Annotated in this window: 13 protein-coding genes; 4 read left to right on the top strand and 9 right to left on the bottom strand. The window is 72.8% G+C overall.

What is annotated here, in order from left to right; genetic code table 11:
- The first annotated feature begins 71 nt into the window (after window positions 1-71).
- The 3 genes from IE225_RS06680 to IE225_RS06670 all read left to right on the top strand — a co-directional run bounded on the left by IE225_RS06680 (window position 72) and on the right by IE225_RS06670 (window position 3,235).
- Entirely contained in the window at window positions 72-1,439 is a 1,368-nt protein-coding gene (locus tag IE225_RS06680) for an L-serine ammonia-lyase (protein ID WP_190056395.1), read from the top strand.
- Between the two features lie 106 nt (window positions 1,440-1,545).
- On the top strand, window positions 1,546-2,577 hold the full coding sequence (locus IE225_RS06675; protein ID WP_190056394.1) for a phosphatidylinositol-specific phospholipase C domain-containing protein: 1,032 nt from the start codon (window positions 1,546-1,548) through the stop codon (window positions 2,575-2,577).
- Between the two features lie 103 nt (window positions 2,578-2,680).
- Complete coding sequence (locus IE225_RS06670) at window positions 2,681-3,235, top strand: glycoside hydrolase family 25 protein (RefSeq protein WP_190056393.1); 555 nt, start codon at window positions 2,681-2,683, stop codon at window positions 3,233-3,235.
- 22 nt (window positions 3,236-3,257) lie between these two features.
- On the opposite strand, the gene IE225_RS06665 is transcribed toward IE225_RS06670, so the two are convergent.
- From IE225_RS06665 to IE225_RS06625, 9 genes are all read right to left on the bottom strand, one after another.
- Window positions 3,258-4,034, bottom strand: coding sequence for an NADPH-dependent F420 reductase (locus tag IE225_RS06665; RefSeq protein ID WP_373303138.1), 777 nt, complete (start codon window positions 4,032-4,034; stop codon window positions 3,258-3,260).
- Window positions 4,035-4,293: 259 nt separating this feature from the next.
- Window positions 4,294-4,512, bottom strand: coding sequence for an EF-hand domain-containing protein (locus IE225_RS06660; RefSeq protein WP_190056391.1), 219 nt, complete (start codon window positions 4,510-4,512; stop codon window positions 4,294-4,296).
- A 75-nt stretch (window positions 4,513-4,587) separates the two neighbouring features.
- On the bottom strand, window positions 4,588-5,508 hold the full coding sequence (locus tag IE225_RS06655; protein ID WP_190056390.1) for a MerR family transcriptional regulator: 921 nt from the start codon (window positions 5,506-5,508) through the stop codon (window positions 4,588-4,590).
- Between the two features lie 64 nt (window positions 5,509-5,572).
- Window positions 5,573-6,760 (bottom strand): YncE family protein, encoded by a 1,188-nt coding sequence (locus IE225_RS06650; RefSeq protein ID WP_190056389.1) that lies wholly within the window; start codon window positions 6,758-6,760, stop codon window positions 5,573-5,575.
- A complete protein-coding gene (locus IE225_RS06645; protein WP_190056388.1) occupies window positions 6,760-7,554 on the bottom strand; it encodes a polysaccharide deacetylase family protein in 795 nt (264 codons plus the stop codon). The genes IE225_RS06650 and IE225_RS06645 overlap by 1 nt, the downstream gene beginning before the upstream one ends.
- Window positions 7,555-7,854: 300 nt before the next feature.
- Window positions 7,855-8,358: an ATP-binding protein gene (locus IE225_RS06640; RefSeq protein ID WP_190056387.1), complete on the bottom strand. Its 504-nt coding sequence runs from the start codon at window positions 8,356-8,358 to the stop codon at window positions 7,855-7,857.
- A gap of 261 nt (window positions 8,359-8,619) precedes the next feature.
- Window positions 8,620-9,387, bottom strand: coding sequence for an enoyl-CoA hydratase/isomerase family protein (locus IE225_RS06635; protein ID WP_190056386.1), 768 nt, complete (start codon window positions 9,385-9,387; stop codon window positions 8,620-8,622).
- 211 nt (window positions 9,388-9,598) lie between these two features.
- Window positions 9,599-10,807 (bottom strand): L,D-transpeptidase, encoded by a 1,209-nt coding sequence (locus IE225_RS06630; protein ID WP_373303137.1) that lies wholly within the window; start codon window positions 10,805-10,807, stop codon window positions 9,599-9,601.
- Window positions 10,808-11,061: 254 nt separating this feature from the next.
- On the bottom strand, window positions 11,062-12,060 hold the full coding sequence (locus IE225_RS06625; protein ID WP_190056385.1) for a L,D-transpeptidase: 999 nt from the start codon (window positions 12,058-12,060) through the stop codon (window positions 11,062-11,064).
- 170 nt (window positions 12,061-12,230) lie between these two features.
- On the opposite strand from IE225_RS06625, the gene glgX reads away from it, so the two are divergent.
- Entirely contained in the window at window positions 12,231-14,480 is a 2,250-nt protein-coding gene (gene glgX / locus IE225_RS06620) for a glycogen debranching protein GlgX (RefSeq protein ID WP_190056384.1), read from the top strand.
- Window positions 14,481-14,649 lie beyond the last annotated feature (169 nt).

Below are 14,649 nucleotides of genomic sequence, written 5' to 3'. Positions count from 1 at the left end.
GGCGCCCCACCCCCGCACCACCCCGCACCACCCCTTCGCCCCCTTGCACCACCCCGCAGTGAGGAGTCACCGTGGCCATCTCGGTCTTCGACCTGTTCTCGATCGGCATCGGCCCGTCCAGCTCCCACACGGTCGGCCCGATGCGCGCCGCCCGCATGTTCGCGCGGCGCCTGCGCAACGAGGGGCTGCTGCCCCGGGCGGCGCGGGTGCGCGCCGAGCTGTACGGCTCCCTCGGCGCCACCGGCCACGGCCACGGCACGCCCAAGGCCGTCCTGCTCGGCCTGGAGGGCGACTCCCCGCGCACGGTGGACGTGGAGACCGCCGACCAGCGGGTGGAGGACATCAGGCGGAACGGCCGCCTGAAGCTGCTGGGCGAGCACGAGATCGCCTTCGACTTCGACGCCGACCTGGTCCTGCACCGCCGCAAGGCGCTGCCGTACCACGCCAACGGCATGACCCTGCGGGCGTACGACGCCCACGGCGGCGAACTGCTGGCCAAGACCTACTACTCGGTGGGCGGCGGCTTCGTCGTCGACGAGGACGCGGTCGGCGCGGACCGCATCAAGCTGGACGACACGGTCCTGAAGTACCCGTTCCGCACCGGCGACGAGCTGCTGCGCCTGACCCGCGAGACCGGCCTGTCGATCTCCTCCCTGATGCTGGAGAACGAACGGGCCTGGCGCAGCGAGGAGGAGATCCGCGCCGGACTGCTGGAGATCTGGCGGGTGATGCGGGAGTGCGTGGCCCGCGGCCTGTCCCGCGAGGGCATCCTGCCCGGCGGCCTGAAGGTGCGCCGCCGCGCCGCCGTCACCGCCCGCCAGCTGCGCGCCGAGGGCGACCCGCAGGCGCACGCCATGGAGTGGATCACGCTCTACGCCATGGCGGTCAACGAGGAGAACGCCGCCGGCGGCCGGGTGGTGACCGCCCCCACCAACGGCGCGGCCGGCATCATCCCCGCGGTCCTGCACTACTACCTCGACTTCGTGCCCGGCGCCGACGAGGACGGCGTGGTCCGCTTCCTCCTCGCGGCCGGCGCGATCGGCATGCTGTTCAAGGAGAACGCCTCCATCTCCGGCGCCGAGGTCGGCTGCCAGGGCGAGGTCGGCTCCGCCTGCTCCATGGCGGCCGGCGCCCTCGCCGAGGTCCTCGGCGGCACCCCCGAACAGGTGGAGAACGCCGCCGAGATCGGCATGGAGCACAACCTCGGCCTCACCTGCGACCCCGTCGGCGGCCTGGTCCAGATCCCGTGCATCGAGCGCAACGGCATGGCCGCGGTCAAGGCCGTCACCGCCGCCCGCATGGCCATGCGCGGCGACGGCTCCCACAAGGTCTCCCTCGACAAGGTCATCAAGACCATGAAGGAGACCGGCGCCGACATGTCGGTGAAGTACAAGGAGACGGCGCGGGGCGGACTCGCGGTGAACATCATCGAGTGCTGAACTCCGTTGCGCCGGGCGTGACTTACGTTCCTCCAGGGGCTACCGCGCGGTAACCGGTCTCCCCTACGCTGCCGCCAACTCGGCGACAGCGAAGGGGTGTTTCTGCATGCGCACGGTGAGACGGCTGGCGGGGCTGCTGGGTGCCGCCGCCCTGCTGGTGGCGGTACCCGGCAACGCCGAGGCGGCGTCGCCCACGTACGCCGGCACGACCGCGATCGGCACGCACAACGCCTACGACAAGGCGAAATACCCCTACTTCGCGCAGGCGCTGGACTCCGGCGCCTCGCTGCTGGAGCTGGACGTCTACACCGACAGCCTCAGCAAGCGCTGGCGGGTCAGCCACAGCAACCCGCTGGGCAACGACAACAACTGCGAGGCGGCGAAGACCCCGGGCGAGCTGTACAGCAAGAGCCGCAACCAGGACTTCGGCGGCTGCCTGGACAACATCGCCGCCTGGCACCAGCTCCACCCCGACCACCGGCCCATCGTGTTCAAGGTGGAGATGAAGAACGGCTTCAACAACAACGGGGGCCTCGGACCGGACGAGTTCGACACCCTGGTGCGACAGAAGCTGGGCGGCATCGTCTACAAGCCGTCCGACCTGCTCGGCTCGGCGTACGCCACCCTGGACGCGGCCGCCCGGGCCGACGCCTGGCCCACCCGGGACGCCCTGAAGGGCAAGGTGATCTTCGAACTGATCCCCGGCACGGTGGAGCAGGCCAACCCCTTCGACTCCTACTGGACGGACGAGGAGTACGCCGACCACCTGCGCGACCTGAAGGCGGCCGGCACCCTCTCCGAGGCCCAGGCCTTCCCCGCCGTCCTGGGCGCGGAGCCGGGCGACCCGCGCACGAGCCGCTACGACGCCTCCATCCGGCCGTGGTTCGTGTTCTTCGACGGGAACGCGGCCACGTACCTCGACAACGGCTACGACACGTCGTTCTACTCCGCGAACCACTACATTCTGATCATGACCGACGCGGCGGGCGTCTCCCCCGCGATCTCCTCCACCGACCCCACCGACGCCGAGGTCGCCGCCCGCCTCTCCCTGCTGGCCGCGCACCACGCCAGCCTCATCACCTCCGACTGGTCGGCCAAGTCGGCGGCCGTCCTGGGGTCGGTGACCGCCCGAAGCTGAGAATCCGGTACGCACCGGCCGCGCGGACGCGTCAAGCACGCCGGGACGGGACATCAAACAACTACCAACTCCTGTCCCCCCACGGCATGTCAAGGAGTTCCCCATGCTGCGCGGCATCGACGTGAGCGCGTACCAGTCCGCCTCGTACAGCACGGACGGCCTCTCCTTCGTCTTCGTCAAGGCGACGGAGGGCCGTTCGTACGTCAACCCCCGTCTCTCCGCCCAGACCAAACGCGCCCGCGACGCCGGGCTCGTCGTCGGCTTCTACCACTTCCTCTGGCCCGGCAACCTCACCGCCCAGGCCGAGTACTTCCTCTCCCACGCCCCCGAGAAGTCCGGCGACATCCTCGCCGTCGACTGGGAGACCACCGGAGACGGCACCCACGCCTCCAACGCGGAGAAGGACGCCTTCATCCGCAAACTGAAGCACCTGCGCCCGCACCACCGGGTGGTGCTCTACTGCAACCGCCACTTCTGGCTGAATGTCGACACCACGTCCTACGCCGGCGACGGCCTGTGGATCGCCGACTACGTCACGGCCGGCAAGCCCCGCATCAAGGCCAAGTGGCTCTTCCACCAGTACACCAGCGACCCGGTGGACCGGGACGTGGCGCACTTCGCGAGCAAGGCGGCGCTGCGGGACTGGGCGACGCCGTAGGCGGCGGCGCGGAACGCCGCGGTCAGCCCCGGAACTCCGCCGGCCGCTGCGGGGACGCCTCCGACAGGGCCTTGACGACGGCGTCGGTGCCGCCGCGCAGGCCGTAGACCGGGGTGCCGGGCTGCTGGCGCCAGGAGTCGTCGAGGCCACCGGCGTCCACGGTGTCGAAGCCGAGTTCGTCGATCAGCGCGCGGACCTTGCGCTTGGCGGCCTCGTCGTCGCCGGCGACGGGCAGGGCCATGCGGTCGGGGTGCCCGGCGGGCCGGCCGCGGTCGAGGATGTCCTGGGCGTAGGTGCCGTTGAACGCCTTGATCACGGGGTGGCCGAGCTGCCGTTCGGTCCAGCGGCTCTCGGTGAGATCCTCGTCCTCGATCGCGGCGATGCGGCCGTCGCGCTGCTGCGGGTAGTAGTTGCCGGTGTCGATGACGGCGACGCCCTCGGCGGCCTCGTCGAACAGGCCGGACGGCAGGCCGGGGACCGCCTTGACGGGGACCGTCACGACGACGACCTCGGCGCCGCGGGCCGCCTCCTCGACCCGGACGGGTGTCGCCCCCGTCTCCTCGGCCAGCCCGGTGAGGGTGCGCGGGCCGCGGGAATTGGCGACGGAGACGTCGTGGCCGAGGGCGGTGAGCCGCCGGGTGAGGTTGCCGCCGATGTTTCCCGCGCCGATGATGCCGATCTTCATCTCTGCCTCGTCTCGTCGTCCCGTCGTTCCGGGAGCGGTTCCACGGAGGCCGGGCGGCCCCGTATGACCGGCGGCAACCCGGAGACGGGACCCGCTATTCCCCGGGCGCGACAAACGGGTGGCCGAATTCCCCGGACGGCGCGCCGGCCCCGCCCTGCCGCCGCAGCAGGCCGAGCGTGCCCTTTCCGGCTCCGCCCGCAGCGCCGCGGATCACCTGCTGTGCGCCGTCACCCGCCCGCGTCCCCACCGTGCCGGGCGCCGTGGCCCGGGCGGCGGAGCGTGCGGCTCCGGCGACGGGCGCGAGAGCGGGCCGGGTGTCGCGGAACACGGCGAGGGGGCCCGTCCGGCGCCGGACGGGCCCCCTCTGCCCGGTTCACTTGTTCAGGTGCGCCCAGAACTCGTCGAACGACAGCACCTTGTCGCCGTTCAGGTCGCGGCTGGCGATGATGGCCTCGGCGACCGCCTCGGTGACGTTCCAGTCGCCGCCCTGGGCGAGGGCGGACTTGAACTCGGCTGCGGTGATGAAGCCGTCACCGTCCGCATCGATGCGCTGGAACTGCTTGCGTGCTTCCTCGATGTCGATGTCCGCCACCGGTCCGCCCCTTTTTGTCTCGTCTTGTCTTGTCTCACGGTTTGCGTGTCCGCTGTCGCGGCGACGCAGGTCAGGTTAACCGGCGGCGCGCGCACGCAGTGCGGCGACCACCCAGGCGAACTCCTCGCGGTGGGCGGGCAGGGGTCCCCGACCCTTCACGACGGCGATCAGTTCGCGGTAGCGGGCGACCCTGTCGTTCGTCGCCGCCTCCAGTCGCTCCAGGACGGCCGTGCGGTCGGCGTCGCCCAGCAGGTCGCGCAGCACCTCCTCGGCCTGAGGGGACTCCGGGGCGATGCCCCGTTCCCGGGCCCGTGCCGCCAGCTGGATCAGGCGGCGGGCGAACCACAGGGAGGCGCCCGGAGGCGTGTCGGGCGCGCGGTGGCGGTCGGCCGCGTTGAACTCGGCCGCCTGCCGCATCCGCGCCCGGAACTCCGGGTCCTGCAGCATCTCGGCCAGTTCCAGCCAGGCGTCCACCTGCTCGGGCGTCGGGTCCTCCGGCAGGTCCGCGGCGGTGTCGAGCATGCGCTCGCGGATCACCGGGTCGGCCGTGTCCAGTCCCCGGAACGTCTCGTCCACGAACTCCCGGATGATCCGCCGCCGTTCCGCCGCCGACAGCCGTGCCAGCCTGTTCACCAAGGTCATCTCCTGTGCGCTCGATCCCCGCCGGGCGACCGTCGACAGCACCGCGCGGGTCACCTTCAGCGCCCGGATCTGCGCGTCCAGCGCGGCCACGTGCGCGGCGGCGACCTCGGCGACCGTGGTCTCGCCGGCCAGCACCCGGCGCACGTCGTCCAGGCCGAGCCCGAGCTCGCGCAGGGTGCGCACGAGTTCCAGGCGGGCCACGGACGCGGCGTCGTAGAGGCGGTAGCCGCCCGCGGACCGGGCCACCGGGGGCAGGGCGCCCACGTCGGACCAGTAGCGGATGGTGCGCACGGTCAGGCCGGTGGCCCGGGCGAGGTCGCCGATGGTGAGGAGTCCACTCCCGTCGTCGGTCACGTCTGCGAGTGTGGGCCTTCCCGTGGGTGGAGACTCAAGCGGCGGGCGCGGCGGCGGTGTGCGGCTAGCGGAAGATGCCGGTGTGGCCGAGGGAGTAGCGGCCCGGCTGGGGGTAGACGGCGAGGCCGTGCGGGCCGCTGCCGACCTTGATGCGGGCGAGCTGCGCGCCGGTGCGGGTGTCGATGGCGTACACCTCGGAGTGGTAGCGGCCGGAGAGCCACAGCACCCTGCCGTCGGCGGAGACGCCGCCCATGTCGGGGCTGCCGCCGTCGGGCAGGTGCCACTTCTTCGTGACCTCGCCCCGTGCGAAGTCGAAGACGGAGACGGTGCCCTCGCCCCGGTTGGAGACGTACATCTCGCGGGAGTCGCGGCTGACGTACAGGCCGTGGCAGCCCTTGCCGGTGGGCAGGAAGGACGGCTTGCCGAAGGTGTCGCCGTCGAGGATCCACAGGCCGTTGGCCACCATGTCGGCGATGTAGAACCGCTTGCCGTCGGGCGAGATCTTCACGTCCTGGGGCATGGCGCCGTGCAGGGGCAGTTTTTGCCGGCCGACGATCTTCATCTTCTCGGTGTCGACCTTGAGCAGTTCGCCGCTGAACTCGCAGGAGACGATGAAGTAGCGTCCGTCGCGGGAGAAGTCGGCGTGGTTGACGCCGTAGCAGGGGACGGGGACGGTCTTCTCGCGCCGCATGGTGTGCGCGTCGCGGAAGACCAGTTCGCGGTCGAGGCTGGCCATGACGACGGCGTACCGGCCGTCGGGCGTGAAGTACAGGTTGTACGGGTCGTGCACGTCGACCGGTTTGCCGGCCTTGCCGGTGCGCGGGTCGATGGGGGTGAGGGTGTTGCCGCGGTCGTTGTTGACCCACAGGGTCTTCAGGTCCCAGGACGGCACGACGTGCTGGGGCTGGGCGCCGACCGGGATGGTCTCGATCACCTGGTAGGTCTCCGGGTCGATGACGGAGACGGTGTCGGAGTTGGTGTTGGGGACGTAGACGCGGGACGGGAAGCCCTTGACCACCGGGGAGAGTCTGCCGGGGCGGTCGGCGGCGTAGACGTCCTTGGGGTCGAGGACGGGCGGCATGCCGGGCAGGCCGTCGACGGCCGGTTTCTTCGGCGCGGGCCTGACGGGTGCCCGGCTGCCGAGGGCCTCGTTCTTGTGGGGGGTGGAGCCGCCGCCGCAGGCGGGCAGCGCGGCGAGGGCGGTGAGGGCGGTGGCGGCGGCCAGGGCGCGGGCGAGTCGGGTGGGGGGCATCAGCTCAGCAGCTCCGTGGTGGTGACGGCACGCAGGCCGCGGCGGTCGAGGGCGTGCAGCAGGCCGGGGAGCGCGGCGACGGTGTCCGGGTAGCCGCAGTGCAGGCTGACCACGGACCCGTTGCGGATCGCGCCGAGGACCGTGTGGGTGACGGCGGCGGCGCCGGGCGCCGTGTGGTCGAGCGAGTCGACGTCGTACGACAGCACGTGCGGGTAGCCCGCGGCGCGGGCCAGCCGGGCGACGAGCGGGGAGGCGGTGGGGGCGCGGGAGGGGCGGAACCAGGTGCCGACGGATCCGGTCAGCCGTCGCAGGCGCCGCGCGCAGCCGGTGATCTCGGCGCGGGCCTCGATCTCGGGCAGCGCGTTGACCGCGACGTGGCGCTGGGTGTGGTTGCCGAGGTCGTGGCCGCCGTCGAGGATGCGGCGGGCCATCTCGGGGTGGGCGTCCAGCCAGCTGCCGACCGCGAGCACGGTGAGGCGGGCGCCGTGCGTCTCGGCGGCCGCCAGCAGGGCGCGGGCGAGCGCGGGGTCGCCCTGCCCGTGGAAGGTGAGCGCGACCCGGGGCCGGTCGCGGGGGCCGTGGGTGATCTGCGCGGGCTGCCCGGGGAAGCGGCGGGGCGCGGGCGGAGCGGCAGCGGACGAGGAGGGGGACGGAGACGGGAGCGGGGGCTGGGGCGGGGAGGTGGACGGGGTGCGCGGGTCGGCGCCGGGGGCGGCGCAGCCGGCGGCCGGGGCGCCCGCGGCGACGAGCCCGGCACCCGCGCGCAGCACCGTCCGGCGGTCGATCGTGGTCACCCGTCCATTTAAGGACGGTTTGTGAGAGGAAGTAATGTGATGAGCTGTTCCGTCTGGTCTGTACGGGGGATGCGCCCGGCTGCGGACCGGCCCGCCGTCGCGGGCGGCCGCCCCGGCACAGGTCGGCGGCCGTCCCCGGCACGGGTCGGCGGCCGTCCCCGGCACGGGTCGGCGGCCGTCCCGGCACGGAGCAGTGGCCGGTCCGGCACGGAGCAGTGGCCGGTCCGGCACGGAGCAGTGGCCGGTCCGGCACGGAGCAGTGGCCGGTCCGGCACGGAGCAGTGGTCGGTCCGGCACGGGTCAGTGGTCGGCGATCCGCATCTCGAACCAGGTGGTCTTGCCCCGCGGCAGCAGATCCACGCCCCAGCGGTCGGCGAGCTTGTCGACGAGGAAGAGACCCCGGCCGCCGGCGTCCATCTCCTGCACCGGCAGCAGGCAGGGCAGGCCCCGGGAGGGGTCGCGCACCTCGACGCGGATCCAGCCGCGGCGGCGGCGCATGCGCAGACCGAAGACGCGGGCACCGGTGTGCCGTACGGCGTTGCCGACGAGTTCGGAGACGAGGAGGACGGCGTCCTCGGTGAGCTGGGGGCCCAGGCCCCACTGGCGCAGGACGACGACCTGGGCGATGCGGCGGGCGGTGGCGGCGGACTCCGGGCGGGACGGCAGCGGAACCTCCGCCTCCGTCGGGTTGCCGTACAACTCCAGCGCCTTGAGCCCCCGTTCGTCCTCGGCCGCGGGGGACCAGCGTGGTGCGGTTGCGCGACCGTCTCCCCGCGGCTGCTCGATGCCCTCCAGCCCCGCCATGCCCCCATCATGGCCGTCCCCGGTGAGCCCGTGGGCCGTTCCGGGCGAATCCACCCCCCGGAGCGAATTGTTTCGAGAGGGCCCTCCGGCATACGCCAAAGGCACTTCGGAGTCCTCCGCAGCCCCACTGAGCTGCGCGGACGCCTCGAAAGGAGACAATCGACCGGCTCCCTCGGCAAGACAGGCTTAAGGCTGCGTTAAGGCTGCCATAAACCGCTTCACCGAGGGCCGGAACCAGACATCCCGTCAACTGCAAGGACTTCAGACGAATTTCGCCTTGCCGGGTCCTTCCTCCACGAAACTGCGCATGCCGCGTTCGCGGTCCTCCGTGGCGAACAGCCCGGCGAACCAGTTCCGCTCCACGGCGAGGCCGGTCTCGATGTCCGTCTCCAGGCCGGTGTCGACGGACTCCTTGGCCGCGCGCAGCGCGATCGCCGGGCCCTGCGCGAGCTTCGCGGCCCAGGCGTGCGCCTCGGTGTAGACGTCGGCGGCCGGGACGACCCGGTCCACCAGGCCGAGCGCCAGGGCCTCGTCCGCCTTGACCTGGCGGCCGGTGAAGATGAGGTCCTTGGCCTTGGAGGGCCCGATCAGGCGGGCGAGGCGCTGGGTGCCGCCGGCGCCCGGGATCAGGCCGAGCAGGATCTCCGGCTGGCCCAGCTTGGCGTTGTCGGCGGCGATGCGGTAGTCGGCGCACAGGGCGAGTTCGCAGCCGCCGCCGAGCGCGTAGCCGGTGACGGCGGCGACGACCGGCTTGGGGATGCGGGCCACGGCGGTGAAGGAGTCCTGCAGGGCGCGGGCGCGCAGGACCATCGCGGCGTGGTCCATCGCCTGCATCTCCTTGATGTCCGCGCCCGCCGCGAACACCTTCTCGCCGCCGTAGATCACCACCGCGCGCACGTCCTCGCGGCGCGCGGCCTCCTCGGCGAGCTCCTTGAGCCGGTCCTGCATCGCGATGTCCAGCGCGTTCATCGGCGGGCGGTTCAGGCGCAGCGTCCCGACGCCTTCGGCGACTTCCAGAGAGACGGTCATGCCCAGCAGGTTAACGCCGGCTAACGGCGATCGGCTCGGTGCCGTCGCTCACATCGGGCGGCCGGCGGCTCCGGTGGCGTACGCCACGCCGGGGCCGCCGGCCGGTGAGGCTCGGGGGGCCGGGGTTCAGGGCCCGGTATTCAGGACCCGAACCCCGGGTCCGGGTCCGGGATCCGGGGAGCTCAGGGTCCGGGGGCCCAGTGCCCGAAGTTCAGGACTTCCACTCCTGCCACGACATGTTCCAGCCGTTGAGCCCGTTGTCCGGGGCGACGGTCCGGTCGTGGGAGTGCTTGACGACGACGACGTCGCCGATGATCGAGTGGGTGAAGAACCAGCCCGCCGGGGTGGCGGTGCTGCCGCCCTTGACGTCGCGCAGGCCGACGCAGCCGTGGCTGGCGTTGTAGTTGCCGAAGGCGGAGCCGCCCCAGTAGTTGCCGTGGATGAAGGTGCCGGAGGTGGTCAGGCGCATGGCGTGCGGCACGTCCTTGATGTCGTACTCGCCGCCGTAGCCGACCGTCTCGCCGTTCATACGGGTCACCACGAGCTTCTCGCTGATGACCATCTGGCCGTTCCAGGTGTCGTAGCCGGGCTTGCCGGTGGTGACGGGGAGGGTCTTGACGACCTTGCCGTCGCGCATCACCTTCATGGTGTGCTTCTTCGCGTCGACGACGGAGACCTGGCTGCGGCCGACGGTGAAGGAGACGGTCTTGGACTGCTTGCCGTAGACGCCGTCGCGGCCCTCGACGCCGTCGAGGTCGAGGCGGACGCTGACCTTGGTGCCGGGCTTCCAGTACTTCTCGGGGCGGAAGTCGAGGCGGTCGTTGCCGAACCAGTGGCCCTCGACGTCGACGGCCGGTTCGGTCTTGATCCTGATGGCCTTCTCGACGGCGTCCGGGTGGGTGATGCCCCGGGTGAAGCGGACGGAGAACGGCATGCCGACGCCGACGGTGGAGCCGTCCTCGGGGGTGAAGATGCCGACGAAGGTGTTCTTCGGGGTCAGGGTGGTGAAGGTGGAGTTCCGGGTGACCCGGCGGCCCGCGGAGTCCTCGGCGACCGCGTGCACCCGGTAGGTGGTGGAGGCGGCCAGATGGGTGGTGGGTGTCCAGGTGGTGCCGCGTATCTTCCCGGGTATCGCGCGGCCCTTGGTGTCCTTGACCTCGACGTCGGTCAGTCTGCCCTTGCTGACGCCGACCTCGAGCGCGCCGTTGGTGTCGACCGACTTGGCGCCGTCCTTCGGCGCGATGGTGACGACCGCCCGCGGCTTCCCGGCCGAGCCGGCGCCCTTGCCCCCCTTGCCGTCGCCGGAGCCGGAGTCCCCGCCGCCGCACGCGCCGACGGTGAGGAGCAGCGCCGCGGCCAGTACCGCCACGGCCCCCCGCCGCGCTCCCGCCGACGCCCCCGATATCGGTCGCACGTTCACGTCCCTATTCCCCTCCCCGGGCCCCCGCTGCGCCGGGCCCGCGCGCACTTTGGCGCATAGTAACCGCCGATCGAGCGGCATCGGCGGGCCGCGCATGTCACCGTTCCGTCCCAACTTCGATCACGGTGGGGACGGTTGCCGCTCCCCCGGGGAAGCGGTGCCCGCCGTGGCCCTTCAGCCGTTCCTCCGAAGGTCCCCGGCGGTCCCCGGGGTCCCGGGGGTCCCGGGGGTCCCCGGGGAGCGGCCCCGCGGAGTCATCCGGCCGCGCTGCCCGCCTTCCACGTCTCCCAGTCCATGTTCCACCCTCCGAGGCCGTTTCCGGCAGCGACCTTCTTGTCGGCGCTGTGCACGACCTCGACGACGTCCCCGACGAGGCTGCGGTCGTAGAACCAGCCCGCCGGGGTGCCGGAGGAGCCGCCCCTGACGTCGCGCAGGCCGATGCACCCGTGGCTGACGTTGACCCGGCCGAAGGCGTCGCCGGACCAGTAGTTGCCGTGGACGAAGGTCCCGGAGTCGGTCAGCCGCATGGCGTGCGGGACGTCCTTGATGTCGTACTCGCCGCCGAAGCCGACCGTGCGGCTGTTCATGCGGGTCACCGCGAACTTCTCCGTCACCACCATCTTCCCGTTGTAGGTGGCGGTCCCCGGCCCGCCCGCCGTGATCGGCACGGTGGCCAGCAGCCGTCCGTCGCGGCGCACCCGCATGACGTGCCGCGCCGCGTCGACGACGGAGACCTGGCTGCGGCCGACGGTGAAGGTCAGGGTGCGGTGCCGCGGCCCGTGGACGCCGGGCGCGCCCTCGACGTCCTCCAGGCGCAGGTCGACGGTGACCCGGGTGCCGGGCCGCCAGTAGCGGCGGGGGCGGAAGTCGAGGCGGGTGCGGCCGAACCAGTGGGGGCGGATCTCCACGCCGGGCCGGGCGGTGACGCGCACGGCGCGCTCGACGGCGGCCCGGTTGCCGATCCTCCGGTCGAACCGCAGGGAGACGATCATGCCGGTGCCGACGGTGGCGTGGTTCCCGGGCAGGACCCGGGCGGTGAACCGCCGCCCGGGGCGCACGTCCCGGCTGCCGTCGTCCCTGGGGGGCCGGACGGTGTCCCCGGCCGCCGGGGGCGCGCCGAGCGCCCCCCGCGCCCGGTGCGCGCCGTCCGCGGCGCAGCCGGCGGTCCCGGCGATCAGTCCTGCCCCTGCCACTGTCACTGCCGCGGTCAGCGCGACCCACGCGCGCCGCACGCGTCCTTGTACGTGCCTCACGGGGTGCCCAACGACCGGCCTCGCCGGTGGGAAACGACCATGCCCGCCCCCGGGGAAACGTGAGTGCGAGCCCCGCTCTGGGCAGAACAGGGGGAGGAGGACGCGCAGGGGAGCCGCGGCCGGGACGCCGTGCGCTCCCCGTCGTGCCACGAGCCGCCAGGAGGCCGAACGTGTCCAGCGCAGCCGAGCAGGAGGCGGTGGCCGCCCAGCGCGCCGCCGAGGACGGGCGCCCGGCCGTCCTGGTCGACGGCGCGCGGCGCGGCGCGCCGCTCCCGGCCGTGCCCGTGCGGCCCGGCGCCCCGGTGCCGCTGGGCGCCCGTTTCCACACCGGGCCCGACGGCGTGGCCGGCACCAATTTCGCGCTGTGGGCGGGCGGCGCCGAGGCCGTCGACCTGTGCCTCTTCGACGACCGGGGCAGGGAGACCCGGGTCCGGCTGACCGAGCTGACGCACGAGATCTGGCACGGCTTCGTCCCCGGAGTGATGCCCGGCCAGCGCTACGGCTACCGGGTGCACGGCCGCTGGGACCCGTGGACCGGCGCCCGCTGGAACCCGGCGAAACTGCTGCTCGACCCGTACGCGCGGGCGGTGGACGGGGAGTTCGGGCTGCCGCCGGAGGTGTACGGGCACGTGCGGGACTGGCCCGACCAGTCGGTCGCCGACACCGTGCGCGACGAGCGGGACTCGGCGCCGTACGTGCCCAAGGGCGTCGTCGTCCACGATGACGACGACTGGTCCGACGACCGCCGCCCCAAGACGCCGTGGGCGGACTCGGTGATCTACGAGCTGCACGTGCGCGGCTTCACCAAACTGCACCCCGGCGTCCCCGAGGAGCTGCGCGGCACGTACGCCGGCCTCGCCCACCCCGCGGCGATCGAGCACCTGGTGGGACTGGGCGTCACGGCGGTGGAGCTGCTGCCGGTGCACCAGTTCGCGCACGAGGACCACCTGCTGCGCCGCGGCCTGCGCAACTACTGGGGCTACAACTCCATCGGCTACTTCGCCCCGCACGCCGGCTACGCCGCCTCCGGCACCACCGGCCAGCAGGTCGGCGAGTTCAAGCGGATGGTGCGCGCGCTGCACGCGGCCGGCATCGAGGTCGTCCTCGACGTGGTCTACAACCACACGGCGGAGGCGGGCGAGTACGGCCCCACGCTGTCGTTGAAGGGCATCGACAACCGCCGCTACTACCGCCTGCAGAGCGACGCGCGCCGGTACGCGGACTACACCGGCTGCGGCAACACCCTGCACGTCGTGCAGCCGCACGTGCTGCGGCTGATCACCGACTCGCTGCGGTACTGGGTGACGGAGATGGGCGTGGACGGCTTCCGCTTCGACCTGGCGGCGGCGCTGGCCCGCTCCATGCACGACGTCGACATGCTCTCCCCCTTTCTCGCGGTCATCGCCCAGGACCCGGTGCTGCGCCGTGTGAAGCTCATCGCCGAGCCGTGGGACATCGGCTCCGGCGGCTACCAGGTCGGCGCGTTCCCGCCGCTGTGGACGGAGTGGAACGACCGCTACCGCGACGCCGTGCGCGACTTCTGGCGGCACGCGCTGCCGGACGTGCGGGAGATGGGCTACCGCCTGTCGGGCTCCAGCGACCTGTACGCGTGGGGCGGGCGGCGGCCGTACGCCTCGGTCAACTTCATCACCGCGCACGACGGTTTCACCCTGCGGGACCTGGTGAGCTACGAGCGCAAGCACAACGAGGCCAACGGCGAGAACAACCGCGACGGCACCGACGACAACCGCTCCTGGAACTGCGGGACGGAGGGCGAGACGGACGACGAGGGCATACGGGCCCTGCGCCGCCGGCAACTGCGCAACCTGCTGACCACGCTGCTGCTGTCGACGGGCGTGCCGATGCTGGTCGCGGGCGACGAGCTGGGCCGCACGCAGCGCGGCAACAACAACGCCTACTGCCAGGACAACGAGGTCGGCTGGGTCGACTGGAGCCTGCTGGACGACCCCGGCTGGCGGGCGCTGTGCGACCTGACCGCGCGCCTGATCGCGCTGCGCCACCGCCACCCGGTGCTGCGCCGCCGCGCCTTCTTCTCCGGCCGGCCGCAGGCGGCGGACGGCCTGCGGGACCTGGCCTGGTTCACGCCGCGCGGCACGGAGATGACGGAAGGGGACTGGTTCGCCCCCGCCGCCACCCTGGGCATGTACCTCTCCGGCCGGGACATCCCCGGCCGCGACGAGCGGGGCGAGCAGATCCTCGACGACAGCTTCCTCATCGTCCTGCACGCCGGGGAGCGGCCGGTGAGCTTCGTCCTGCCCGGCCCGCCGTGGGCGGAGTCGTACGAGGTGGTGGTCGACACCGCCCGGGAGGAGCAGGCCGGTCCGCCGGATGTGACGCACCCCGCGGGCTCGGCGATCACCGTGCCGGAGCGGACCGTGCTGCTGCTGCGGGCGGGCTGACGGGTTCCGCCGCCGGGGCCGCTCTCTCCGGGGCCGCCCTCTCCCGGACCGCCGCCTCCGGGGCCGCCCGTCTCCGGGGCCGCCGCCGGGCCGCGCATCACCCGGCCGGCCGATGGGGTGGTACGGGCGCGCGCCCGCGGTGGTACGGCCGCGCGCCCGCGGGTCGTAG

The organism is Streptomyces echinoruber (assembly GCF_014651135.1).
Classification (GTDB): Bacteria; Actinomycetota; Actinomycetes; order Streptomycetales; family Streptomycetaceae; genus Streptomyces; species Streptomyces echinoruber.
The sequence above is the reverse complement of the archived record's forward strand: the minus strand, read 5'-3'. Positions and strand labels throughout refer to the sequence as shown.

Coding starts and splice junctions, on each gene's coding strand:
- IE225_RS06675 (WP_190056394.1), top strand. CDS start 1,546: ATGCGCACGGTGAGACGGCTGGCGGGGCTGCTGGGTGCCGCCGCCCTG.
- IE225_RS06670 (WP_190056393.1), top strand. CDS start 2,681: ATGCTGCGCGGCATCGACGTGAGCGCGTACCAGTCCGCCTCGTACAGC.
- IE225_RS06650 (WP_190056389.1), bottom strand. CDS start 6,760: ATGCCCCCCACCCGACTCGCCCGCGCCCTGGCCGCCGCCACCGCCCTC.
- IE225_RS06640 (WP_190056387.1), bottom strand. CDS start 8,358: ATGGCGGGGCTGGAGGGCATCGAGCAGCCGCGGGGAGACGGTCGCGCA.
- IE225_RS06635 (WP_190056386.1), bottom strand. CDS start 9,387: ATGACCGTCTCTCTGGAAGTCGCCGAAGGCGTCGGGACGCTGCGCCTG.